The 22,199-nt window shown below is 55.9% G+C and carries 22 protein-coding genes; 9 read left to right on the top strand and 13 right to left on the bottom strand.

What is annotated here, in order from left to right; genetic code table 11:
• Positions 1 to 97: 97 nt before the first annotated feature.
• Entirely contained in the window at positions 98 to 397 is a 300-nt protein-coding gene (locus ACQK2Q_RS13975) for a DUF1244 domain-containing protein (RefSeq protein WP_425410356.1), read from the bottom strand.
• Between the two features lie 56 nt (positions 398 to 453).
• Here ACQK2Q_RS13975 and arfB point away from each other — a divergent pair, with 56 nt between their 5' ends.
• From arfB to ACQK2Q_RS13955, 4 genes are all read left to right on the top strand, one after another.
• Entirely contained in the window at positions 454 to 876 is a 423-nt protein-coding gene (gene arfB / locus ACQK2Q_RS13970) for an alternative ribosome rescue aminoacyl-tRNA hydrolase ArfB (RefSeq protein WP_425410355.1), read from the top strand.
• 104 nt (positions 877 to 980) lie between these two features.
• On the top strand, positions 981 to 1,547 hold the full coding sequence (locus tag ACQK2Q_RS13965; RefSeq protein WP_425410354.1) for a hypothetical protein: 567 nt from the start codon (positions 981 to 983) through the stop codon (positions 1,545 to 1,547).
• A 72-nt stretch (positions 1,548 to 1,619) separates the two neighbouring features.
• Positions 1,620 to 3,167: a M20/M25/M40 family metallo-hydrolase gene (locus ACQK2Q_RS13960; RefSeq protein ID WP_425410353.1), complete on the top strand. Its 1,548-nt coding sequence runs from the start codon at positions 1,620 to 1,622 to the stop codon at positions 3,165 to 3,167.
• A gap of 254 nt (positions 3,168 to 3,421) precedes the next feature.
• On the top strand, positions 3,422 to 4,099 hold the full coding sequence (locus ACQK2Q_RS13955; RefSeq protein ID WP_425410352.1) for a hypothetical protein: 678 nt from the start codon (positions 3,422 to 3,424) through the stop codon (positions 4,097 to 4,099).
• Between the two features lie 148 nt (positions 4,100 to 4,247).
• Here the strand turns inward: ACQK2Q_RS13955 and ACQK2Q_RS13950 are convergent, their stop codons facing one another.
• Positions 4,248 to 5,819 (bottom strand): isocitrate lyase, encoded by a 1,572-nt coding sequence (locus ACQK2Q_RS13950; protein WP_425411167.1) that lies wholly within the window; start codon positions 5,817 to 5,819, stop codon positions 4,248 to 4,250.
• Positions 5,820 to 5,905: 86 nt separating this feature from the next.
• Complete coding sequence (locus ACQK2Q_RS13945) at positions 5,906 to 6,832, bottom strand: hypothetical protein (RefSeq protein ID WP_425410351.1); 927 nt, start codon at positions 6,830 to 6,832, stop codon at positions 5,906 to 5,908.
• Positions 6,833 to 6,859: 27 nt separating this feature from the next.
• Here ACQK2Q_RS13945 and ACQK2Q_RS13940 point away from each other — a divergent pair, with 27 nt between their 5' ends.
• From ACQK2Q_RS13940 to ACQK2Q_RS13930, 3 genes are all read left to right on the top strand, one after another.
• Positions 6,860 to 8,266: a helix-turn-helix domain-containing protein gene (locus ACQK2Q_RS13940; protein ID WP_425410350.1), complete on the top strand. Its 1,407-nt coding sequence runs from the start codon at positions 6,860 to 6,862 to the stop codon at positions 8,264 to 8,266.
• 74 nt (positions 8,267 to 8,340) lie between these two features.
• Positions 8,341 to 10,212, top strand: a complete 1,872-nt coding sequence (locus ACQK2Q_RS13935; RefSeq protein WP_425410349.1) for a DUF885 domain-containing protein — start codon at positions 8,341 to 8,343, stop codon at positions 10,210 to 10,212.
• Positions 10,213 to 10,285: 73 nt separating this feature from the next.
• The gene (locus ACQK2Q_RS13930) at positions 10,286 to 11,065 is read left to right on the top strand and encodes a glycosyltransferase family 2 protein (RefSeq protein WP_425410348.1); all 780 of its coding nucleotides are present in this window, start codon (positions 10,286 to 10,288) and stop codon (positions 11,063 to 11,065) included.
• A gap of 71 nt (positions 11,066 to 11,136) precedes the next feature.
• Here ACQK2Q_RS13930 and ACQK2Q_RS13925 read toward each other — a convergent pair whose 3' ends face one another.
• From ACQK2Q_RS13925 to ACQK2Q_RS13910, 4 genes are all read right to left on the bottom strand, one after another.
• Positions 11,137 to 11,613, bottom strand: a complete 477-nt coding sequence (locus ACQK2Q_RS13925; RefSeq protein ID WP_425410347.1) for a CC0125/CC1285 family lipoprotein — start codon at positions 11,611 to 11,613, stop codon at positions 11,137 to 11,139.
• Positions 11,614 to 11,688: 75 nt separating this feature from the next.
• Positions 11,689 to 12,480: a polyphosphate kinase 2 gene (gene ppk2 / locus ACQK2Q_RS13920; protein WP_425410346.1), complete on the bottom strand. Its 792-nt coding sequence runs from the start codon at positions 12,478 to 12,480 to the stop codon at positions 11,689 to 11,691.
• A 7-nt stretch (positions 12,481 to 12,487) separates the two neighbouring features.
• Positions 12,488 to 13,414, bottom strand: coding sequence for an Hsp33 family molecular chaperone (locus tag ACQK2Q_RS13915; protein ID WP_425410345.1), 927 nt, complete (start codon positions 13,412 to 13,414; stop codon positions 12,488 to 12,490).
• Between the two features lie 8 nt (positions 13,415 to 13,422).
• Complete coding sequence (locus ACQK2Q_RS13910; protein WP_425410344.1) at positions 13,423 to 14,289, bottom strand: ABC transporter permease; 867 nt, start codon at positions 14,287 to 14,289, stop codon at positions 13,423 to 13,425.
• A gap of 238 nt (positions 14,290 to 14,527) precedes the next feature.
• On the opposite strand from ACQK2Q_RS13910, the gene ACQK2Q_RS13905 reads away from it, so the two are divergent.
• Complete coding sequence (locus tag ACQK2Q_RS13905) at positions 14,528 to 15,037, top strand: GcrA family cell cycle regulator (protein ID WP_425410343.1); 510 nt, start codon at positions 14,528 to 14,530, stop codon at positions 15,035 to 15,037.
• 52 nt (positions 15,038 to 15,089) lie between these two features.
• Here the strand turns inward: ACQK2Q_RS13905 and phoB are convergent, their stop codons facing one another.
• From phoB to ACQK2Q_RS13880, 5 genes are all read right to left on the bottom strand, one after another.
• Positions 15,090 to 15,779 (bottom strand): phosphate regulon transcriptional regulator PhoB, encoded by a 690-nt coding sequence (gene phoB / locus ACQK2Q_RS13900; protein WP_425410342.1) that lies wholly within the window; start codon positions 15,777 to 15,779, stop codon positions 15,090 to 15,092.
• A gap of 11 nt (positions 15,780 to 15,790) precedes the next feature.
• Positions 15,791 to 16,522: a phosphate signaling complex protein PhoU gene (gene phoU, locus ACQK2Q_RS13895; RefSeq protein ID WP_425410341.1), complete on the bottom strand. Its 732-nt coding sequence runs from the start codon at positions 16,520 to 16,522 to the stop codon at positions 15,791 to 15,793.
• A 182-nt stretch (positions 16,523 to 16,704) separates the two neighbouring features.
• Positions 16,705 to 18,093 carry an ATP-binding protein gene (locus tag ACQK2Q_RS13890; RefSeq protein WP_425410340.1) on the bottom strand — a complete coding sequence of 463 codons (1,389 nt, stop codon included), beginning with the start codon at positions 18,091 to 18,093 and terminating at the stop codon, positions 16,705 to 16,707.
• Positions 18,094 to 18,198: 105 nt separating this feature from the next.
• On the bottom strand, positions 18,199 to 19,953 hold the full coding sequence (locus ACQK2Q_RS13885; protein WP_425410339.1) for a DUF885 domain-containing protein: 1,755 nt from the start codon (positions 19,951 to 19,953) through the stop codon (positions 18,199 to 18,201).
• A gap of 22 nt (positions 19,954 to 19,975) precedes the next feature.
• The gene (locus ACQK2Q_RS13880; protein ID WP_425410338.1) at positions 19,976 to 20,410 is read right to left on the bottom strand and encodes a hypothetical protein; all 435 of its coding nucleotides are present in this window, start codon (positions 20,408 to 20,410) and stop codon (positions 19,976 to 19,978) included.
• 132 nt (positions 20,411 to 20,542) lie between these two features.
• On the opposite strand from ACQK2Q_RS13880, the gene ACQK2Q_RS13875 reads away from it, so the two are divergent.
• The gene (locus ACQK2Q_RS13875) at positions 20,543 to 21,742 is read left to right on the top strand and encodes a PQQ-dependent sugar dehydrogenase (protein WP_425410337.1); all 1,200 of its coding nucleotides are present in this window, start codon (positions 20,543 to 20,545) and stop codon (positions 21,740 to 21,742) included.
• A 2-nt stretch (positions 21,743 to 21,744) separates the two neighbouring features.
• Here ACQK2Q_RS13875 and ACQK2Q_RS13870 read toward each other — a convergent pair whose 3' ends face one another.
• Positions 21,745 to 22,197 (bottom strand): MmcB family DNA repair protein, encoded by a 453-nt coding sequence (locus tag ACQK2Q_RS13870; RefSeq protein WP_425410336.1) that lies wholly within the window; start codon positions 22,195 to 22,197, stop codon positions 21,745 to 21,747.
• Between the last annotated feature and the right edge of the window lie 2 nt (positions 22,198 to 22,199).

Genomic DNA, 22,199 nt, shown 5'->3' with positions numbered 1-22,199 from the left:
CGCCCGTTTATATCCCCGTGAATGCTGGGAACCAAAACACAAGAGCACGGATTCCTGCTTACGCGGCAAGGAACCGACGGAAAGGTTGCTGTTTGATTTATTTCCGCCTCTTCTCAAACGCCGCCATTTGTTCCGGCGTCGCGGGCTTTTGATATTTCTCTTTCCACTCCGCGTAGGGCATGCCGTAGACGCGCTCGCGGGCTTCGTCTTTCGTCAGCGTCACGCCTTCGGCTTCCGCCGCCTCGCGCCGCCAGTCGCCGAGGCAGTTGCGGCAGAAATCGGCGAGGATCATCAAATCGATATTCTGCACATCCGGCCGGTTCTGAAGATGCGATACCAGCCGCCGGAAGGTCGCGGCGTCGAGTTTTTCCTGAAGCTCCGGTGAAATTTCGGTCATGGCGTCACTCCTCGAAATAAATTTCCGTTATCGCGCGGCGAAGTGTATTGAGCCTTATGGCGATTTCAATCGGCGATATCGAAATCCAGGACTGGGAGCTTGTGGAAAGCTTCATCCGCGCCTCGGGCCCGGGCGGGCAGAACCTCAACAAGGTTGCGAGCGCGGTGCAACTGAGATTCAACGCGAAAAACTCGCCCTCGCTTCCCGGCCCGGTTAAGGCGCGCCTCAGTAAAATCGCCGGGCGGCGCATGACGGCGGATGGCGAGATTATCATCGAGGCGAAACGGTTTCGCCGACAGGAGCAAAACCGGGACGACGCCCGCGCGCGTCTCGCCGCGCTGATTGAGCGCGCGGCAACGCCCCCAAAACCGCGCAAAAAAACCCGGGTCTCCCAGAGCCAGAAGCGCAAACGTGTTGAACAAAAGCGAAAACGCAGTGAGATCAAGGCGAAACGAGCCAAGCCCAATCTTGCCGATTGATCACATGGCGCAATGACCAAGTTGTGCTACAACCCCGCCGCAGTTTCTGCTTGCGTTGCAGCGTGATTCGCAGCGCAAGCGCATTCAGAGGGAGAATTTTGTTTATGTTGAAATCATGTATCGCCGGCGTCAGCGCCCTGTTGTTTTTGGCTTCAGGCGCGCTCGCGGCGGATAAACCGCTCACGGAAGACCAGGCCAAACGCTTTGTTGAAACGCTGGAAGCGGTAGAGGAACTCGGCAAGGAATTTGAGACCGAGGGGAAAATGGAAGAATTCAGGCTCGCAACGACCCCGGTCGCGGGCGAGGCGTTCAAGCCTTACTCCGGCGCCGTGGCGTCATTAAAGGAAAATCATCCGGGCGATCACGCCCGGCTTGAAAAAGCGGTTAAACCACACGGCTTTTCCGCCGATGAATGGGCCGGCGTCGGCGATCGCATCATGGTCGCCTATCTCGCCGTCAAGATGGAAGAGGAAAATCCGCAAGCCATGGCGCAGATGGCGTCGATGGACAAATCCATGCTGGATATGATGCCGCCCGATATGCAAGCACAGATGGCGCAGGCGCTCGCCATGGTGGAAACCATCAAGAACGCGACGCCGGAAGACAAGGCCGCAGTGGCGTCGGTCAGGGAAGATCTTGACGCTTATATGGAAAAGCAGGCCCAGCTTTAACCTGCAGGGACTTTGTGATTTCGCCCGGACGTGTTTTGATCGTCCGGGCTTTTTTGTTTCTGGGAGGCGGCATTGAATAAGAAAATTCTCGGGCTTGCAGCGGCGTCGCTGTGTGCGTTTATTTCGCCAGTCATGGCGCAATCACAAACCGGCGAAGCTGTGGCGGCGGCGCGCGAATGGCGCGATGCGAATGGCGCTGAAATCCTGCGCGGTTTCGCAGAATTGCTTGCGCTTCCCAACGATGCGAATGACACGCCCAATATTCGGCGTAATGCGGAATATGTTTCAAGTCTCTTTCAGGAGCGCGGCTTTGAAATGGAGCTATTGGAAGTCGAGGGGTCGCCGCCTTTGATTTACGGGTTGCGTTCAACGCCCGGCGCAACGCGCACAATTGCTATCTATGTTCACTATGACGGCCAGCCGGTGGAAGCGGCGAACTGGACTCATCCGCCTTTTGAACCGGTGTTGTATTCCGCGGCGATGACTGACGGCGGAGAGGCAATCGCCTTTCCTGACGACGGTGCGCCGATTGACGAGAACTGGCGGATTTATGCGCGGTCCGCAAGCGACGACAAAGCGCCGATACCGGCGTTGCTCGCGGCCATAGATGCGCTCGATGAAGCGGGAATAGGGTTTTCCTCAAATATCAAGCTCGTCTTTGACGGCGAGGAAGAAGCAGGTTCGGGGCATCTTGATGATTTTCTGGAAAACTATGCGGATAAGTTCTCGGATATTGATCTGTGGCTGTTCTGCGACGGCCCAACGCATCAAAGCGGACAGCCGCAGCTTGTTTTTGGCGTGCGCGGAGTCACCGGGCTTGAATTAACCGTCTACGGACCAAATCGCGGGCTGCATAGCGGTCACTACGGCAACTGGGCGCCGGGACCGGGCTGGCGTCTGGCGCAATTGCTCGCCAGCATGAAAGATGAAGACGGCAAAGTGCTGATCAAGGATTTTTACAAATCCGCAGCGCCGGTAACGAAAGCTGAGCGGGACGCCATCGCCGCGGCGCCTGATGTGGACGATACGTTACGCGCTACATTCGGCCTTGCCCAAACCGAGGCGGACAATGCGCCGCTTGGAGAGCGTCTCCTGTTGCCTGCGCTCAATCTGAAAGGATTGAAGAGCGCCGAAGTCGGCGCTGCCTCGCGCAATGTCATTCCGCCGAGCGCCAGCGCGTCCATTGGTTTGCGCCTGGTGAAAGGAAACGATCCTCAGAATATGCAGGATCTGGTAGAGGCGCATATAACGCGGCAGGGATATCATATCGTCCGTGAAGCGCCGGATGCGGCGACGCGTGCGCAATATCCGCTTATAGCGCGGGTTACGCGCAATGGGGGGTATCCGGCTGTGAGGAGCGATATGGGCGATGCCCGCGTGACCCCGCTTATAGAAGCTTTGCGCATCGCGGCATCCGATCTGATTTTAACACCCAGTCTCGGCGGCTCGCTGCCGCTTTATATGTTTGAAGAAAACTCCGATGCGCCAATCGTCATCCTGCCAATCGCCAATTACGATAATAATCAGCACGCTGCAGATGAAAATATTCGCCTCGGCAATCTTTTTTACGGCGTAGAAGCATACGCCGCCGTTCTGACAATGGAAACGTCGGGGCAATGAGGGCGCGCGCCCCCGGCTTCAGACTGCGGGGCGGCAGCCTGGCCGGAGGCGCGCGGGGAGGGTCTGCCGGGTTCAGCCTGTGCGCGGCGTCATTCGAGGGCGCGTTTGATGCGTTGCGCTGAACCCGGTATTAAAACGGGCTACGCAGTATGTTTCCGTCGCAAATTTTAAAGTTTAAAATTTCGACGGAAATCTTCAGGCGGTTCGTTCAGTCTGCGCGCGATCCGCGTTCAGTTTCTCAAAACGAGGGTTCAATGCCGATTTTCCGTTACGCCACTATATTTTTTCTCGCCGCCGCGATTGTAGCTTGCGCATCCTCCGGCCGCGGCGGGCCGGGTGAGCGGCGCGGCCCTGTCGGGGTCAATCAACCATCGGCGCTTCTGGCCAAGGCGCGCGACATTCAAGCCAAGCAGGGCTGCGCAAAGGCGGCGCCGACCTATCGCATCGTTTCAAGTTATGGCGAGGGCTATGAAATCGCGCAATACGAACTCGGCGCCTGCCTTTTGGAAATCGAAGGCGGCAGTGTCACAGAAACTGCGCTTTTCCGCGATGAAGGGTTGTTCTGGCTCAAGCGCGCCGCATGGGCGGGTAATCCGCGCGCGCAGTTGAAGCTGGCGGAAATCCTGAGCGGGGAGCCGGGCTCGGCGGTGTCGCATATCAGCGCCGATCCTGCGCGTGCGATGGTCTGGTCAATTGTTTATGACCAAAATGGCGCGCGTGAAACCTATGGTCTAAAACCGGTCGGGCCGATTGTCGCCGGCCATTTGCGCGCTGTCCTGTCTGCAGAGATGATGGACGCGGCGCGCGGTGATGCGGCGCGGTTTCAACAAATCTCAATGGACGAATTTGTACCGCTGGCGCAGGACCGCGACGAACGCGCGCAAAGTCAGGAACGGGGGCGCCGCTCAGAAGGCCGCCGCCGCCAGCGCTAAACTGAAGAAAAATAGAAAACGCCGCCGCGAGAATTCTCCGCGGCGGCGTTTCCTTTACGACGCTTCCTCCCTGAAAAAAGCGCCTTTGGTTCGGGCGGCCGGTTGGTGGACCCGTTCATCGCCTTGACGATAAGACCGCCCTGAATGGTTACCCGAACTGATTCATTGTGTTGTCCTTGCCGCCGGCTTTCAACGCCGCGTCGCCGGCGAAATATTCCTTGTGATCGTCGCCGATATCTGAGCCCGCCATGTTCTGGTGTTTGACGCAGGCGACGCCCTGGCGGATTTCCTCGCGCTGCACGGTTTTCACATAGCCCAGCATCGCTTCGTCGCCGAAATACCGTTTGGCGAGATTGTCGGTGGAAAGCGCCGCAGTGTGATAGGTCGGCAGTGTGATGAGGTGATGGAAGATGCCGGCGCGTTTGGCGGCGTCGCGCTGGAAAGACTGGATCTTCTTGTCCGCTTCAACGGCGAGATCTGTCTCGTCATATTCGACGCTCATCAATTGATCGCGCTTATAGGCTGAGACATCCTTGCCGTCCTGTTCCCAGGCGTCGAACACTTGTTGGCGGAAATTCAGCGTCCAGTTGAAAGACGGCGAATTGTTGTAAACAAGCTTGGCGTTAGGAACGGCTTCCCGGATACGGTCGACCATCCCTGCGATCTGCTCCACATGCGGCTTTTCGGTTTCGATCCACAACAGATCGGCCCCATGCTGCAATGACGTGATGCAGTCAAGCACGCAACGGTCTTCTCCGCTGCCTTTGCGGAACTGGTAGAGATTAGAGCGAAGGCGTTTCGGGCGCATCAGCTTGCCGCCGCGATTGATGAGGACATCGCCATTTTGCGTCTCTTCCGGGGTCACTTCATCGCAATCGAGAAACGCATTGTACTGATCGCCTAGATCGCCCGGCGTTTCGCTATATGCGATTTGTTTGGTGAGGCCGGCGCCAAGAGAGTCCGTGCGCGAAACAATGACGCCGTCTTCTACGCCCAGCTCCAGAAAGGCGTAACGGCAGGCGCGAATTTTGGCGAGGAAGTCTTCATGAGGCACAGTAACTTTACCGTCCTGATGACCGCATTGCTTTTCATCCGAGACCTGATTTTCGATTTGCAACGCGCAGGCGCCGGCCTCGATCATTTTTTTTGCGAGCAGATAGGTCGCTTCACCGTTGCCGAACCCTGCGTCAATGTCGGCGATAATCGGCACAACATGCGTCTGGTGATTATCGATTTTGTTTTGAATCTCCTTTTCTCTGGATTTGTCGCCTGCGCTGCGCGCTGCGTCGAGATCGCGGAAAAGCAGACCGAGTTCACGCGCGTCCGCCTGCTTCAGAAACGTATACAATTCTTCGATCAGTGCAGGGACGGATGTTTTTTCATGCATGGACTGATCCGGCAGCGGTCCGAATTCCGAGCGCAGCGCTGCGACCATCCAGCCTGACAGGTAGAGATAGCGTCCTTTGGTGTCGCCGAAATGCTTTTTGATGGAGATCATTTTCTGCTGGCCGACAAATCCGTGCCAGCAGCCCAGCGACTGTGTGTAATTTGCAGAGTCGGCGTCATAAGCCGCCATGTCCTCACGCATAATTTTCGCACAATATTTCGCGATATCGAGACCGGTCTTGAATCGGTTCTGCGCGCGCATGCGCGCCACGGCTTCCTGATCAATGCCGGAAAAATTGACTGCCGGCGTGCGGGCGGGATCTTCAAATGGCATCTTACTCATCGTCCTTCTCTTTTGCGGCAATCGCCGCTGTTTGTGTTAATCAGTGCAAGCGTTATGCCTGCGGTCTGTTTTTTCTTCTAAATCATGGGAATTTGGCCTTTGCGCCGCCCGATCTTGGTAATGAAAACGTATATCCTGTCGCCCAGTAACCAGTGCGGCCGATATTTGTAAGTCATTCTGTACCTGACTGCAGGAACATCCTCTTCGTCCCTTTTTGCCGGCCTGACGTCTATCCATATATTTGCTTCTTTGCGTTTATTTAATACGCGCGCCATGCAGTCGCTGAGTTTGCAATCGAATTTTAAAATTTCCTCGCGGCTTTTGCCTTTTGGTGATGCAAACACGACCGAATTGATCAGGGCGTCTCTGGAGACGCGCATTGAGCGATTCAAAAAACGTCGGACTTCCATATTGAATGCATCGCCAAAAGCGCTGTTCGCTGACTTCAGCACGCATTTTTCAGGATCGATGTCATCTCTCGTTACCGTAATATTTTTCCGGTCGGCTTTGCGCGCCAGACGTCTTGGTATGGAAAAGCTCGCCGCGCCTTCAGGGTGCAGATCATAGCGCCGCCTGTCCCAGAACTTATAAAAAGTAAATACAGATAATACTGAAAGCCCAGTTGCAAACATAATCCAGCCAATGATTTCGGATACAGGGCTCGCAAAAATCGCCAATACTGGTTCCGTAGACGCAAATCTTGCCTGAAACGCATCAGCCCCAAGACCGACGAGCGCCAATCCGCCGAGCGCTGAAATAAAGTTGGTGGTTATAAACAACGACGCGATCGTGCTGAGATCTGCAAAAAACCTAATTATCCGGTCTATCCTGCTCCCGATTTTTTCCCTTTTATTCATTGTTCCCTCCATCGGATCGTCAACAGAAGGCTGCCCCCCAAAACAGCGGCTTGGGATTTGGTCGCATATGCACAGCAGCGGGGGGAGTGGGTAAAAGGTGAGGCTGTAAAACTTTACACTATTATTCTGTAAAGATGTAAAGTACATTACTTATCGTAACCGACGAGGCCCGCCATGGACAAAGAACGCAGCGCATATATGGGTCCCCGCTTGCGAAAATTGCGGCGGGGGCTTGGGCTCACCCAGGCGTCCATGGCCGAGGAGCTTGGCGTATCCCCCTCTTATATTGCGCTGATTGAGCGCAATCATCGTCCACTGTCTGCGGACCTTTTAATCAAGCTTGCGGAAAACTACGACCTGGATATCGCCGCTTTTGCCAGCGCCGAAGACAAGACATTTGAGCGGCTGGAAGCGGCGCTCGCCGACCCGATTTTTTCAGAATTATCAATCCGGCGTGAAGACATTCAAGAGCTGCTTGCAGCAAATCCGGCCTTAGGGGAGGCGCTGGCCACGCTCTACCAAAGCTACAGGGCGGGCCAGCGCGCGGTGATGGAGGCGCGCGCCGATGGCGGACACGTCAAGGACCCGGTGGAGGACGCGCGGCAATTCATTGCCGGCGCCCGGAATTATTTTGACGATCTCGACCGGGCGGGAGAAGAAACGGCTTCCGCGCTGGCTTCGCAAAAAACGGCCCTGTTTGAAGCGCTGTCGGCGCGGCTGCAAAACCGGCATGGTCTAACAGTGCGTGTGCTGCCTAATGACGTCATGCTTGACGCGTACAGGCGGCACGATCGTCATCGAAAACAGGTGATGATCTCCGAAGCGCTCGATCAGGCCAGCCGTACATTTCAACTCTCGTTGCAGCTTGCGCTGATCGAGGGCGGTAAGCTGCTTGATAGTGCAGTTGAAAAAGGTTCCTTTGAAAATGATGCAGGGCGCAAACTCGCCCGCGCAGCGCTTGCAAATTATTACGCCGCCGCGATTATGCTGCCCTATCGCAGATTTCTGGATGCGGCCAATACGCTATTCTATGACATAGAAGCGTTGGGCCGGCGTTTTGGCGCAAGCTTTGAGCAAATCTGTCACCGCCTCACCACGCTGCAACGTCCGGGGGCGGAGGGGGTGCCGTTTTTCTTTTTAAGGTTTGACGCGGCAGGAAATGTTTCCAAGCGATTTTCCGGAGATGTTTTTCCGTTCGCGCAATATGGCGGCGCGTGTCCGGTCTGGAATATTCATGAAACATTCCGCCAACCAAGAAAAATCCTTACACAAATGGTGCAGCTCCCGGAGGGCGACGCCTATTTTTCTATTGCGCGCACCGTGCATGGCGGCGCGGGCGGGTTTGGCGCGCCGAATGCGGATCGCGCAGTTGCGCTGGGTTGTGACATAAAACATGCAGGAAAGCTGATTTACACAAAAAATGTAGATATCGAGACAGCGCCGCGCGGTGAAATTGGCGTCACTTGCCGCTTGTGTTCGCGGCCCGCCTGCGCGGCGCGCGCGCACCCGCCCCTGGAACGGCGCCTGATCATTGACGAATATCGCCGTATGGCGGCGCCGTTCAGCTTTGCGTTTGACTGAAACCGCCCTTGCCGCCGTAGGGAGAAGTCCCTAGCTTTGCGCCCAATTCACAGAAGAAATTCGGGAGTTCATTGATGAGTGACTTTTCCAAAACGCATTGGCTTTGCGCGGCGAGCGCCTTTGTTTTGCTGGGCGCATGTTCTGAGCAGGGCGCGACGGAGCGAACGCCGCAGGATCGCCCTGAACAGGCGACCACACAAACGGCGGAGCAAAACCAGACCGCCGAAATTAACGAATGGTTTGAGCAGGAATTCGACCGGCAGGTCGCGCGTTCTCCCATGTTTCAGACATTTCTCGGCCGAAAAACGAATTACGGCGCATGGGACACTGCGACAGACGAATTCGAGCAGGAATCGCACAGGCTGCAGATGGCGGCAATCGCTGAAATGAAAAACCGGTTCGATATAGAAAACCTCGACCCGTCAGCGCAGCTTTCCTACCGGCTTGCAGAATATGACGCCGATCTGGCTGAGCGCCGGTTTCCATATCGCAATCACTGGTATGCTTTCAGCCATTTTCGCGGACCGCATACGGGCGTGCCGACCTTCCTGGCCAATCAGCATCGCATCGACAGCGTTGGGGATGCAGAGGCTTATATTTCGCGGCTGGAAGGCGTTGAAACCTATCTTGGCCAGCACCAGCAAAACGCCGAAGACCAGTTTGCGCGGGGTATATATCCGCCGAAATGGTCGTATGAGCAGATGATTGCAACCTCCAGAAACATCATTTCCGGCGCGCCTTTCGACGATACGGGCGAGTCGTCTTCCATGCTGGCGGATTTCGACCGGAAAATTTCTGATCTCGAGATCAGCGATGACGACAAAGAGACGCTAAGAACGCGGGCTATTGAAGCGCTGAACACATCCGTCAAACCGGCGTATGAGTCCTTGATTTCCATGTTTGAAGCGCAAATGGCCGATGCGTCAAATGACGACGGCGCATGGAAACTGCCCGACGGCGCCAATTATTACGGGCTCCAGCTTGAGGCGATGACGACAACCCAGATGAGCGCCGAAGAAATCCATAATCTCGGGCTGTCAGAAGTTGAACGCATTCACGCAGAGATGAACGCCATAAAAGACAGCGTCGGCTTTGAGGGTGATCTTCAGGCTTTTTTCGCGCATCTGCGTGAGGACCCGGAAGGAAAATTCACCTACCCCAACACCGATGAAGGGCGGGATGCGTATCTTGCACAAGCGCGCGCGTATATCGACAACATGCGCGACAGGCTCGATGAGCTGTTCTACACCTTCCCGAAAGCCGATCTTGTGGTGCGGCGCGTCGAACCTTATCGCGAGCAGTCCGCCGGGAAAGGGTTTTATCAGCGCCCTGCGCCGGACGGTTCAAGGCCGGGAATATTCTACGTCAATTTGTATAACACCAAAGATGTGCCGAAATATCAGATGGAGGCGCTTGCCTATCATGAAGGCATTCCGGGCCATCACATGCAACTTGCCATCATGCAAGAGCTTGAGGATGTGCCCAGTTTCCGGCGGTTTGGCGGATTTACAGCTTACACTGAAGGGTGGGGACTTTATTCGGAATACATCCCAAAAGAGATGGGGCTTTATGAGGACCCCTATTCCGACTTCGGCCGCCTCGCCATGGAGCTCTGGCGCGCCGCCCGTCTCGTTGTCGATACCGGCATTCATGAAAAGCAATGGACACGGCAGGAAGCAATCGATTACCTCATGACGAACACGCCTAATCCGGAAGGAGACGCCATTAAGGCGATTGAGCGGTATGTCGTGATGCCGGGCCAGGCCACGGCGTATAAAATCGGTATGCTGAAGATTCTCGAATTACGCGACCGCGCCAGCAACACACTGGGAGATGCGTTCGACATTCGCGAATTTCATGACGTCGTTTTGAAAGACGGCGCCGTGCCGCTTGCCATTCTGGAAGAGAATGTTGACGCCTGGGTCGCCTCAAAATCCGAAGGGTGATCGAACGGCAGGATATGAGTGAAACAAGGCGGCGGCGCGCACGGTCTACTAATCCGGGGCGCCGCCGGAACTTATGACTGACAAGCCGCCTGTTTCAGCGATTATTCGCACAAAAAACGAAGAACGGTTGATTGCGGAAGTCGTTCAGGCGGCGCTGCTTGTCGCGCGCGAAGTGATCGTTGTTGATTCCGGGTCGACAGACCGCACGATATCGCTGGCGCGGGACGCCGGCGCGGAAGTCATCGAACAGGCGTGGCTAGGGTGGGGGCGGCAGAAACGATTTGCCGAGGACGCCTGCGCTCATGACTGGATCCTTGATCTCGACGCCGATGAAGTCGTCACGCAGGCATTCGCCGATGAACTCGCGGGATTGTTCAGATATGGCGAACCGCCGTGCAAAATTTACCGGACAATGCTGGCGCTGGCGCCGCCTGTGGGCGAACCGTGGATGAATTTTGGCAATCAGACCCGCCACAAAGTCTATGACAGACGGGTCGTGCGCCAGCCCGATCATGATGGCTGGGATCAGTTCCGATTGCCTGAGGGCGTTGAAATTGGCGTCATGCGCGCAAGGCTGTTGCATTATGCATATCAGGACGCCGCGCATTTGATGGACAAGTTGAACCGAAACTCGTCAATTCCTGTCCCTTTAAAATCAAAATCCTATCTGGCGTTGCGCATAACATGCGGTTTGCCTTTTTATTTTACCAAACGCTATCTCGCCCATCAGTATTTTCGCGGTGGCGTTTACGGCTTTGCGCTGGCGCTGATGTATGGGTATGCGCGGTGGTTGCGGGATGTGAAAATGTGGGAGCGTCACGCCGTTCCCGAGATTCGGCATGAAAAGCTTTAAATGATCAAAAAAAATATCGCCCGCGCATCACGTCGCAGGCGATATTTTTCAAATTTATGGCGATGCCTTTCTCAATAACGGCTTGAACGGCGCGTATAATCGAGGGCGTTCCTGGCGTCATAGACGCTTGCGCTTCTTGGCGGAGGATTGTTGCCCATGACGATTTCAATCACGGCGACCGCATCATCGTCATAACGTGAATCATAGTAGCGCGGACGCTCATTATAGCGATCATTATATGTTCTGAATGATTCATAACGGTCGAACGCGTCATCGCGGAACATACGATTGCGGTTGATGATCTGAAACCAATCGTAGCGCTGGTTCAGGGTCAGTTCTGCGGCGCGGCGAAAAGCCCAGTCCTGCGCAAGCTGTAAATCGCCATTGTCTACGCGGTATTGCACCCGATACCGGTTGTCGTCCAGGCGCGCTTCCGAATATCCATCATCATACTGCGAATTCGCCGGTTCATAAACCGGCCCGTAATAACCCGTTGCGCAACCTGCGGTCGCCAATGCAAACGCAGCAATCATAACTTTCGTCTTCATGGTCGGCTCCTCTCATTATTGGAAGCCAACAGCGGCGTTAACCAAATAGTTCCGGCACGCATAAACGACTGATAATCAGTGCTTTTTGTAGTAGTCGGTCACGCAATTCAGCGCATCAAGCGCCGGCTCGGCGTAACCGCTGTCTTCAATTTTCGGGCGCGGGGGCAAACTCACCGGCTCGAAAGCCTCTTCATTAAAGTCGTAAGGCGCACGGTCCAAGATAGCGCGAATGATGTTGAGCCGCGCTTTCTTTTTATCGTCTCCGTCGACGACGAGCCATGGCGACGCCTCGGTGCTGGTGTCGGCGAACATCTTGTCGCGATACCGCGTGAACTCGATCCACAAGTCACGCGCTTTCAAATCTATTGGAGACAGTTTCCACCGTTTGCGCGGATCGTTTGCGCGGTCCTGAAATCGTTTTTCCTGTTCTTCCGCCGAGACGTGAATCCAGAATTTCAGTAATATCAGCCCGCTGTCCTGCAGCATCTTTTCGAATGCGGGAACCTCGCGCATGAACAATTCGTGTTCGTCCTGTGTGCAAAAGCCCATTACGGGTTCTACGACGGCGCGATTGTACCAGGATCTGTCAAACAGAACGATTTCGCCGCCTGCCGGCAAATGTTTTACATAACGCTCGAAATACCACTGCGTGCGTTCACGCTCTGTAGGCTTTGGCAGGGCGGCGATACGCCAAATGCGCGCGTTCATCCGCCGCAGAATTGTCTTGATCGCGCCGCCTTTTCCCGCAGCGTCCCGGCCCTCAAAAATGATCGCCAGTTTGAGGCCTTTACGGGAGACGGTTTCCTGCAATTTCGCTAACTCAAGTTCGAGGTCTTTCAGTTCTTTTTTGTAGAATTTCTTTTTCATCTTCAGATCATTCCAGGTGTGCGCCGTCAGGGGTGAACCGGTATGATTTCCGGCAAAACTCGCACGTTACAATTATAGCGCCGTCCTCAACCATATCCTCGAGATCATCCTTGCCGTATCGCGAGAGTACGGCCCCGATTTTATCGGCGTTGCAACTGCACGCCGCCCGGACCGGCTGCGGATCGTAGACACGCACTCCATCCTCGTGAAACAGCCGGTATAACAGCGTCTCGGCGCTGATGAACGGATCAAGAAGCTCATCCGCCTGTACGGTTTCCACAAAGGCGGCGGCGCGGTCCCAATGTTCGCGATCTTCATCAGTTTGCAGGATCGCTTCGCCGCGTTCTCTCGTCCCGCCTTCACCCGGCACATACTGCGCCATGACACCGCCGGCGCGCCATGTGGGCTCAGCGCCAGGCGATTGAACCCGGCCCACCGCAAGCTTGATGATGGTGGGAATTTGTTCGGATTGGTTGAAATAAGAGATCGCAGCCTGCGCCAGGCTATCGCCTTCAATCGGCGTGACGCCCTGGTACCGGTCCATGTCGGCGCCCTGGTCAATGGTCATCACGATCGTGCCTTCGCCCAGAAGTTCGCGCAGACCTGGATTTGATATTGCGTCCGGTAATTCGGCGCTTGTCTTGGCCGTACCGCGCAGCGCTCCGTTTGCGGAATAGTCTGTAACCAGCAGCGGCGCCGGGCCGTCGCCTTGCGCCTGAAAAATAAGCTTGCCGTCGAATTTAAGCGACGCGCCCATCATCGACACAAGGGCGACCGCCTCCCCGAGCAGCTCGGAAACGGGATCGGGAAATTGATGCGCGCTGAGAATTTCATCGATGGCGCCGCCGAGACGGACAATGCGGCCGCGAACTGCGGTGTCGGCGACTTGAAACGGCAAAATGAGATCGTCAGCGGATCGTTCGCTAGGGGCCATAATAAACGCTATTCTTTGATTTTATAACCCGCGCGCAGCAGGAGATAGGCGATTGCTGAAAACCCGAATGCGAGCAGAAGCGTGACGCCAACGCCAATCAATAAATTCGCTTCCGCCACGCCGGTAAAACCGAAGCGGAAACCGTCAATCATGTAATATACCGGATTGAATTGGCTGATAGATCGAAAAGGTTCCGGCAGCCGCTCTACAGAATAAAACGTGCCGGAAAGAAATGTCAGGGGCGTAATGACAAAATTCGTCACCGCCGCCATCTGGTCGAACTTGTCCGCCCAAATACCGCCAATCACGCCAATCGCCGCAAAAATCACTGCGGCGATCAGCGAAAAATAACCGACAGCGAGAATGGATTCGACTGCGATGGGCGCACCAATCGCCATCATGAATGCGGCGCATGTAACCGCAGTAACAAGCCCGACAAGGATGCCGCGCGTTGCGGCGCCGGCGATGAAAGCGATGGCGAGTTCTGCAGCGGACAAGGGCGGCATTAAAACGTCTACAATAGAGCCTTGGACTTTGGAGATGATCAGCGACGAAGATGAATTGGTGAATGCATTCGTCAGCACCGCCATCATGATCAGGCCGGGCGTTAAAAATTCAACGAAAGGTACGCCGTTAATATCGGGCCGGACGCCTCCGAAGGCCTGTGTAAACACGATAAGAAAGAGCAGTGTGGAAATTACCGGCGCGATAACCGTCTGAAAAACCACCTTCAGGAAACGGCGGACTTCCTTGACATAAAGGGTCCACAGACCAAGCCAGTTGACGGCGCCAAAACGCCGGGCGCCAAACCCTGCGCCGTATTGATCGGTCTCTGGCGCGATAGCCGCTGCATCGCGCGTTTGCGTAACGGTCATTGAATGAACTGCTTTGTTGCGTCGCAACGGATGTGCGCCGAGGGTGCTGACGGCGTCAAGTGGGGAAATTTATCTATATATGGTGGGCAAAAATTTATGATGGCGCCATGTTGTGTTTATAAACTTATGCGATACTATATTTAGGCGTTAGCGTAGCGGCGCATATTTATAACACAAAATATTGTGAATTCGATCAGTGCGGCAAACGTGATCCGGATAAATCAAGGAGACGGGCGAGATGGCTTGGACCGATGAGCGAGTGGAGCTTTTGAAAACCTTGTGGGCGGAAGGGCTTTCCGCTGCACAGATCGCAAATAAAATGGGCGGGGTCACCCGTAATGCGGTGATCGGCAAGGTGCATCGCCTTGGTCTTTCCGGCCGCGCGACGCCGGCCAAGCCACAGCGCGGCTGCGGCCCAGCGCCTGTTCGCAGCAAGGAAGAGGCGCCGGCAAAGCCAGCCCCCCGAATGGAAATGCGCTCCGTCATCCCGGATGCAGAATCCATCGCGCCCTTGGTATTGGACTCGGGCGACAAGACCACGGTCAACACGATTAAAAATAATATGTGCAAATGGCCGATCGGCGACCCGGCGAAGGATGATTTCCATTTCTGCGGCCAGCCGGCGCTGACGGGAAAATCCTATTGTACACATCATGCGCGGATGGCGTTTCAGCCGCCGCAACGTCGCGAGCGCCCCGAGCCGCGCCGTCCGGCCGCACAGATCGAACGCCGCCGCGCCGCCGGCTGATATCAATCTCTGGTGATAACGTTGAAAAAAAGCCCGTTCATACGGGCTTTTTTTAATCGACGTCGAGGGCGTATCCGGCCGACCGGACTGTCCTGATCGCGTCGCCCTGTTTGTGTTTATTGAGCGCTTTTCGCAGCCGCCCGATATGCACATCAACGGTGCGCACTTCTACGAACACGTCCGATCCCCAGACGGCGTTCAATAGCTGTTCGCGCGAGAAAACGCGGCCCGGATGCTGGATGAGATGATCAAGCAGCCTGAATTCCGTTGGTCCCAGATGAATGTCCTTGCCGCCGCGTGTTACGCGGTGGGAAACGCGGTCAATGGAAATATCGCCAAATACAACCGTGTCGTCGGCAAGCCCTGGCCTGATGCGGCGCAGGATCGCTTTCACCCTGGCGATTAATTCATTCGTCGAAAACGGCTTGGTGAGATAATCATCCGCCCCGGTTTCCAGCCCGCGTATGCGATCCGCTTCTTCCGAGCGCGCCGTCAGCATGATGATCGGCAAATTCCGGGTTTCGGGTTTAGAGCGGATGCGTCTGCACACTTCGATGCCGGATACTTTCGGCAGCATCCAGTCTAGAATGATGATGTCCGGCCCGAATTCCTCGACTTTCAAAAGCCCTTCTTCGCCGTCCGTGGCGACGGAAACCTCGAATTTTTCCTTGGTCAGATTATACTCGAGAATAGTCGTCAACGCATCTTCGTCTTCGACGATAAGGACTTTCGTCGCCGGCATTTTTGCTGATCCTAACCGCTTGCGCTACCGGACTGCTTAGGCGGAGAGACGGTGATTGTCGAGGTCTTGTCGCCTTTCGGCCGCGGCTCATGAATACGCTCGCCTGTCAGTAGAAAATGCAGGATTTCTGCGATATTCGTGGCGTGATCGCCGACGCGCTCGAAATTTTTCGCCGTGAAAACAAGGTGAGTGCAGGCGTTTATGCGTTTCGGATCGCCCATCATGGAAACGAGAATTTCTTCAAAAACGGAATTGTAAAGCTCGTCCAGTTCGTCGTCGCCGCCCCAGACCGCCTTTGCTGCGTCAAGGTTGCGCGCGGCGTAGGCGTTCAGGATATCTGAGAACTGCCGCAAGCTGGCCCGGCCCATGCGCGCCACGCCGGAGGTCGGCTTGGCCGGCGCTTCCAGACTGACTACGAGCGTTCGTTTCGCCACATTCTTGGCGAGATCGCCCACCCTTTCGAGCTCGCCGGCGAGCTTGCCGATGCTCATGATTTCTCGCAAAGCGGGTTCCGGCATCGGTCCTTTGAGCAACAGCTCCATAACCTTGCCTTCGATTTCATCGTCCAGCGTATCAATGCGTTCATCACCCGCGATCACCGCCTCTGCGGCGGGGAGATCGCGGCGTTCAAACGCGCTGACGGCTTTGGATAGCTGGTTTTCAACCTGAGCAGCCATGCGTGACAACACGGTCTCGAGTGCGAGACGGGATTGAAATGTCGATTGCGGGGCCGGGGTCGCCATTTTCTCGTATGCTCTGCTTCAGTAGCGCTTGGTTGAAAAAGCGCCTACTTGCCTTTTATTTATGACAAATTCTTGTCGGCCGCACACTCTAGGCGCATTTTTTGCGCCTGTAAATTTCCACAATCCGAAAAACCGTGATGAGCCCGAGAGATCAAAGGAATGTAGCCAAGAGCGGGTACTATCTACTGCGCATGTTGAAAATGGCAGGCGAAGACGGTGCCGCCTGCAAGGCGGCTTTCGATCTGAAAACCGCCTTTGTGCCGGTTCATAATATGTTTGACGATGGCCAGCCCCAGCCCCGTGCCGCCGCTCTTCCGACTGCGCTCGATGTTGACGCGGTAAAACCGTTCCGTCAGCCGGGGCAAATCGGCTCTTTCAATACCGGGGCCGAAATCCCGGATCTGGACGTAAACCAGTTCGCCGACGCTGACGCCAAGCCGCGCCGCCACCTGTTCGGCGCTGTCGCCGGCGCGATGCGCCGGCGCCCCGTCTGTGAATGGCGTCGGCGCCGGGCCTCTGCCGACGGTAACTTTGACCATCGCCGGATCGCCGCCATATTTGACAGCATTATCAAGTAAATTCTGGATCGCCTGAAAGACTTCATCTCGATCCGCGCGAATTTCCGTACCCGCATCATCACCTTTTGTAAAATCAACGATAGCGCCGGCGGCTTCAAACAGCGGTGAAAGACTCTCCATGACATCCTGCGCCAGTTCAGAGAGATCGACGCGCTCGCGCGGCGGCACATGTTCGTTTAGTTCAATACGGGAAAGCGACATTAGGTCGGCGACGAGCCGCTGCATGCGTTCAGCCTGAGACTGCATGACGGTCAGAAATTTTTCCTGCGCCTCCGGGTCGTCTTTTGCGTGGCCGCGCAAGGTTTCGATAAACCCGAGGACGGAGGCTAAAGGCGTTCGCAGTTCGTGACTGGCGCTGGCGATAAAATCGGCCCGCATCTGCTCCAGCCGCCGTTCCGTCGTGAGATCCCGGATAAAAACAAGCGCGCGCAGGCGATCGTTACCGCCGCCAGGGTCGATAGGCGCTATATAGGCGCGGCAGGTTCGCTCAACAGCGCCGGGCGTTGTGAATTCAACGGATTCCGGTTCTTTGCCGGCCAGCACGTTTTCAGCGGCGTCGAACACGATGGGCGCCCGCAAGACCGAGGCGAAATGTTTGCCGGTGGCTTCGCTGAGGCCAACCATATCGAGGGCGGCCGGATTGGCGTGTTCAACAATACCATCCGCATCAAGAATAAACAAAGGTTCCGGCAAAACCCGCGCCACGCCATGCACCATGCGCAGGCGCGCAAGTTCTGCTTCCTGTACGTTGAGTTCGGTTTCGATAATGCGCTGTACCGGGGCCGCCCAGACGCGGCCCGACGAAAACCTGTACCGCACGGCAAGGGCGGCCAAGAAGGCCAGCCAGGTCAACAGGACTATTCGCCAATCAGCCAGTCCGGCGATTAGCAAAGCCGCGCATACGCCAGCGCTAATGCCCACAGCCCACATAAAATCGCGCGCCCGAACCTGTGCGGCGGTATTGCGGATTAATGTGGCGAGATCTTCCTGCATGACGGCTGAACAGCGCCTGTCCCTAATGTCTAAAGACAAAAAAGTTTGAAGGTCAGGCTGTAGAGCCTTGCGGTCGCGCCCGCAAGGCTCATTTCCGGCGCGGCTTTATTCCTGAGCCGCGATCCATGCGTCCAGATTCATTTCCAGAACCGACAAAGGCACTGCGCCGTTCTCCAGCAAGGCGTCGTGAAACCGGCGAAGATCGAAATCTTCGCCAAGCGCGTCGCTGGCGCGCTGACGCAATTCTTTCATCTTCAACTCACCCATTTTATAAGCGAGCGCCTGACCGGGAGTGACAATATACCGGTTCACTTCCGCTTCGATATTATGTAGCGACAGCGCAGTGTTCTCGGCCATAAAATCCACGGCTCGCTGTTTTGTCCAGCCTTTGGCGTGCAGCCCCGTATCAACAACCAGGCGGCAGGCGCGCCACATCTCATAGGACAAACGTCCGAAGTTCGAATACGGATCATCATAAAAGCCGGCGTCCAGACCGAGGCTTTCAGCGTAAAGTCCCCAACCTTCGGTGAAGGCCGTGAAGCCGCCATATTTCCGAAAATCCGGCAGCGTCAGTTCCTGTGACAGCGCAATCTGAAAATGATGACCCGGCACGGCTTCGTGCAATGACAGGGCTTCAAGCTCAAAGAGCGGGCGTTGGTCGAGAAGCGATGTATTAATGCGATAAATACCAGCGCGGCTGCCGTCGCCTGCGGGCCGCTCATAATAGGCGGTGGTTGTGCCTTCCGCGATATCCGCCGGAACAGGCTTCACGGTGTACGGCATGCGCGGCAATTTCGTAAACAACAAAGGCAGAGCCCCGTCCGCCTGTTTGGCGATTACAGAAGTCGCCGCCACCAGTTCTTCCGGCGTCTTTGCATAAAATTGCGGGTCTGTGCGCAAAAATTCCTGAAATGCTTTGAAGTCGCCGTCAAAACCCGATTGTTCGATGACCTCATCCATTTCCGCGCGAATGCGCGCTACTTCGCTGAGGCCGAGTTCATGAATTTCCTGCGGCGTGCGATCTGTGGTTGTGAACATGCGCGCGCGATACGCATAATAGTTTGCCCCATCAGGCAAAGCGGAGGCGCCGACCTCATCACGGCAGGCGGAGGCGTATTCTTCCACATAAAATTCCCCCAATGCTGCGATTGCGGGAACAACGTCATTTTCTATAAGGCGTTCAGCGCGCGTTTTCATGCGCCGCCAGTCATTGTCTGAAATCGTTGACGGTTTCGTTTCGAAGGGCTTCATGAGGACGCTGTCTTCGGCGTCGTCAACGACATGATAGAGAATGGCGTTTTCAGCGCCGTCCATCGGCGCGCAGGCTTGCGTCCAGCCGGCCTCGGCGCCGGCGCGCAATGTCTCAGCAGCCTCAGCAAGATATCGCGGACCGTCTTCAAGTCTTGAAAGATAACTTTCATAATCGGCTTTCGAGAAGAACGGGACCCGGTCCGGTAGGCTGGTGAGCGTTCGGTGAGGACCGGAGCGATGGCTCATCAGGAGATATTTACCGCCAAATTCCGCAGCCTCCACCTCGTTGCCGACATCAAGAAGAAGCAGGCGGTAATTCAGCCGTTCGTCATCCGACAATTGATCGGGGTCAATGGATTCAAGCCGCTCGAGAAAATCTTTCATCCTGGCGGCGTCATTGTCCGCGCTTTCCAGCGAAACAGAGCCGAGGCGGTCGTCATAGTCGCGCACGCCGAGACTGGTGGCGAAGACGGGGTTTACAGAAAGCGTATACGCCCAATGATCGTCGATGACGGACTGCAATTGTTCAGACGCCGTTTGCGCATTTGCATTCGTCACGCACAAAAGGCCGGCAAGCGCAAAAGCTATCGATTTTCGTATATCCAGCATGAGGGGTTTGTCTCCTTGAGAATTAGCGCGGGCGCAGCATGGCGAAGACAAGGCCGCCAATTAAACCCGCGAAACATTGCAGCGTGACGCCGAAAGCATCGCGGGCGCCGCCGATTATGCCGGCTCCGCCGCCCAGTTGCTGTTCCACTAAAATGAGCATGACGAACATACCCGCTGCGCCCGCCGCTGGATACGCAAAAGGCGCCAGCGGCTTGAGCGCGCGTTTGACGATGAATGCAACGCCGAAGGCAATCAAAAAAGTCGCCGCGATAACGCAAGCATACACCCAAAGTCCGGAAAGGTTCTGAAAAAAAGTATCGGCTTTCTGAGGCAGGGTATAAACAGCGCCAATTTCCGCCTGTTTGGCGATCACCTGTTGCGTATAAAACAAAACCGCTAGCGCATAACCTGCAATTACCGATGTCAAATACGCTATAAACAGTTTCACGATGTTCATGCCGCCCCGCCTTTCCAGCCCGCGCATTGCAAGAATGTGAGCTTTTTCCTCTTGGCGCAATATTGACGATGAATGGTCGCTGCGCCTACCCATATCTGGATAAATTTAAATTTTGAATGGAAGGCGCCGCCCATGCCAAGAAGCACTCGCACATTTTTCCTTTTCTGCTGCGCTGCGGCGCTGGCCTCATGCTCGGCCAGCGAAAGCGGCGCTGCAGCAAACGGTCAGGCGAAAGGCGGCGGCGACGCCAGCCTGCAGGAAACGCTGGCGGAACCTGCGCCGCGGGGTGATGTCGCTCTATCTGTGGAAACGATTGCGGAAGGGCTGGTCAATCCCTGGTCTGTGGCGTTTCTGCCGGGCGGCGATATGCTGGTGACGGAACGCGAAGGCCGTCTACGGATAATTCGCGATGGCGAACTGGTTGAAGAGCCTGTGAGCGGCGTTCCGGAAGTGCTCGCCTGGAATCAGGGCGGCCTCTTCGATGTGCTGCTGCATCCGAATTTTGCAGAAAACCGGTTGCTTTATCTGGCGTATGCGCACGGAACCCGAGACGAAAACGCAACACGCGTGGCGCGCGCGACGTTCGACGGCGAAACGCTTGGCGATCTTGAAGTTTTATACGACGCCAAACCATTGAAAGACACCGGTCATCATTTTGGCGGCCGGATGGTCTGGGGCGGCGACGGCAAGCTTTATCTGACGCTTGGCGAAGGTTCTCGATACAAGGAAAAAGCGCAGGATATGGCGACAAGTTTCGGCGCCGTTGTCCGTCTGAACGAAGACGGATCAATCCCGGATGATAATCCTGATTTCGGCGAGGGCGCATTGCCGGAGCTTTATTCGAAAGGGCATCGTAATGCGCAAGGGTTCGCTTATGACGCTGAGCGCGATATCTTGTGGGAAACAGAGCATGGGGCGCGCGGCGGCGATGAAATCAATATTATCGAGCCCGGCGCCAATTACGGCTGGCCGCTAGCGACATACGGCATTGATTACAACGGTGCGAAAATTACGCCGTTTACGGAATATGAAGGTACAAAGCAGCCGGAAAAATACTGGACGCCGTCAATTGCGCCCTCCGGTCTGGCGGTTTATCGCGGCGATATGTTTGCTGACTGGGACGGCGATCTGCTGGTCGGCGCGCTCGCCGGAACCGCGTTACATCGCGTCATGATAGAAAATGGCAAGCCGGCGGGAGAAGAACGCTATCTTGTGGATCGCGCAGCGCGCATCCGCGATGTCAGCGTTGGGCCGGACGGCGCGATTTATGTGACGACCGAAGACCGGGGCGGCGCGCCGGTTGGCGAGGTGCTGCGTCTCACGCCGCAATAATTTTATGCTGAAAGGGGCGGCGCGAACGCTCTTAGCGCCGCTTGCCGGGCAAAGCGCAAGGTCACGGCCTTGCGCCGCGCCGCCGCAAGCGGCCGCTCCTCAGCGATACGGGAAATAACCGCGCCGTATTCGTCAGCAATGATCAGTCCTTCGGCGCTTGGCAAGACATCACGCGGAAAATTGGGGTCGACCGCGAAATAATACCGGTCGCAAAATTCAAGATAGTCCGGCCATTTTTCATCTACATCGAAATCAGCACGGCATGATTTCACTTCCACGATGGTCACGCGCCCGCGCCGGTCGAGGGCCGCAACATCGGCGCGGCGGCCATTGGCGAGGCGAAATTCGCACAGCGGGCTCAGTCCCATATCCAGAAACAGACGTGTGACGCCGCGGGTCAGCGCAGTGGTGCGGTCAGGGCGTGCGGGTTCGAGCGCGGAAAGTATGTTCTGCATTT

This window comes from Hyphococcus sp. (assembly GCF_965228385.1).
GTDB lineage: Bacteria > Pseudomonadota > Alphaproteobacteria > Caulobacterales > Parvularculaceae > Hyphococcus.
This window is presented reverse-complemented; position numbering and strand designations above follow the sequence as displayed.

Coding starts and splice junctions, on each gene's coding strand:
- ACQK2Q_RS13940 (WP_425410350.1), top strand. CDS start 6,860: ATGGACAAAGAACGCAGCGCATATATGGGTCCCCGCTTGCGAAAATTG.
- ppk2 (WP_425410346.1), bottom strand. CDS start 12,480: ATGAAAAAGAAATTCTACAAAAAAGAACTGAAAGACCTCGAACTTGAG.
- ACQK2Q_RS13950 (WP_425411167.1), bottom strand. CDS start 5,819: ATGCCATTTGAAGATCCCGCCCGCACGCCGGCAGTCAATTTTTCCGGC.
- ACQK2Q_RS13880 (WP_425410338.1), bottom strand. CDS start 20,410: ATGAACATCGTGAAACTGTTTATAGCGTATTTGACATCGGTAATTGCA.
- arfB (WP_425410355.1), top strand. CDS start 454: ATGGCGATTTCAATCGGCGATATCGAAATCCAGGACTGGGAGCTTGTG.
- ACQK2Q_RS13905 (WP_425410343.1), top strand. CDS start 14,528: ATGGCTTGGACCGATGAGCGAGTGGAGCTTTTGAAAACCTTGTGGGCG.
- ACQK2Q_RS13945 (WP_425410351.1), bottom strand. CDS start 6,832: ATGTACTTTACATCTTTACAGAATAATAGTGTAAAGTTTTACAGCCTC.
- phoU (WP_425410341.1), bottom strand. CDS start 16,522: ATGGCGACCCCGGCCCCGCAATCGACATTTCAATCCCGTCTCGCACTC.
- ACQK2Q_RS13930 (WP_425410348.1), top strand. CDS start 10,286: ATGACTGACAAGCCGCCTGTTTCAGCGATTATTCGCACAAAAAACGAA.
- ACQK2Q_RS13975 (WP_425410356.1), bottom strand. CDS start 397: ATGACCGAAATTTCACCGGAGCTTCAGGAAAAACTCGACGCCGCGACC.
- ACQK2Q_RS13935 (WP_425410349.1), top strand. CDS start 8,341: ATGAGTGACTTTTCCAAAACGCATTGGCTTTGCGCGGCGAGCGCCTTT.
- ACQK2Q_RS13885 (WP_425410339.1), bottom strand. CDS start 19,953: ATGCTGGATATACGAAAATCGATAGCTTTTGCGCTTGCCGGCCTTTTG.
- ACQK2Q_RS13875 (WP_425410337.1), top strand. CDS start 20,543: ATGCCAAGAAGCACTCGCACATTTTTCCTTTTCTGCTGCGCTGCGGCG.
- ACQK2Q_RS13925 (WP_425410347.1), bottom strand. CDS start 11,613: ATGAAGACGAAAGTTATGATTGCTGCGTTTGCATTGGCGACCGCAGGT.
- ACQK2Q_RS13870 (WP_425410336.1), bottom strand. CDS start 22,197: ATGCAGAACATACTTTCCGCGCTCGAACCCGCACGCCCTGACCGCACC.
- phoB (WP_425410342.1), bottom strand. CDS start 15,779: ATGCCGGCGACGAAAGTCCTTATCGTCGAAGACGAAGATGCGTTGACG.
- ACQK2Q_RS13910 (WP_425410344.1), bottom strand. CDS start 14,289: ATGACCGTTACGCAAACGCGCGATGCAGCGGCTATCGCGCCAGAGACC.
- ACQK2Q_RS13965 (WP_425410354.1), top strand. CDS start 981: ATGTTGAAATCATGTATCGCCGGCGTCAGCGCCCTGTTGTTTTTGGCT.
- ACQK2Q_RS13955 (WP_425410352.1), top strand. CDS start 3,422: ATGCCGATTTTCCGTTACGCCACTATATTTTTTCTCGCCGCCGCGATT.
- ACQK2Q_RS13915 (WP_425410345.1), bottom strand. CDS start 13,414: ATGGCCCCTAGCGAACGATCCGCTGACGATCTCATTTTGCCGTTTCAA.
- ACQK2Q_RS13890 (WP_425410340.1), bottom strand. CDS start 18,093: ATGCAGGAAGATCTCGCCACATTAATCCGCAATACCGCCGCACAGGTT.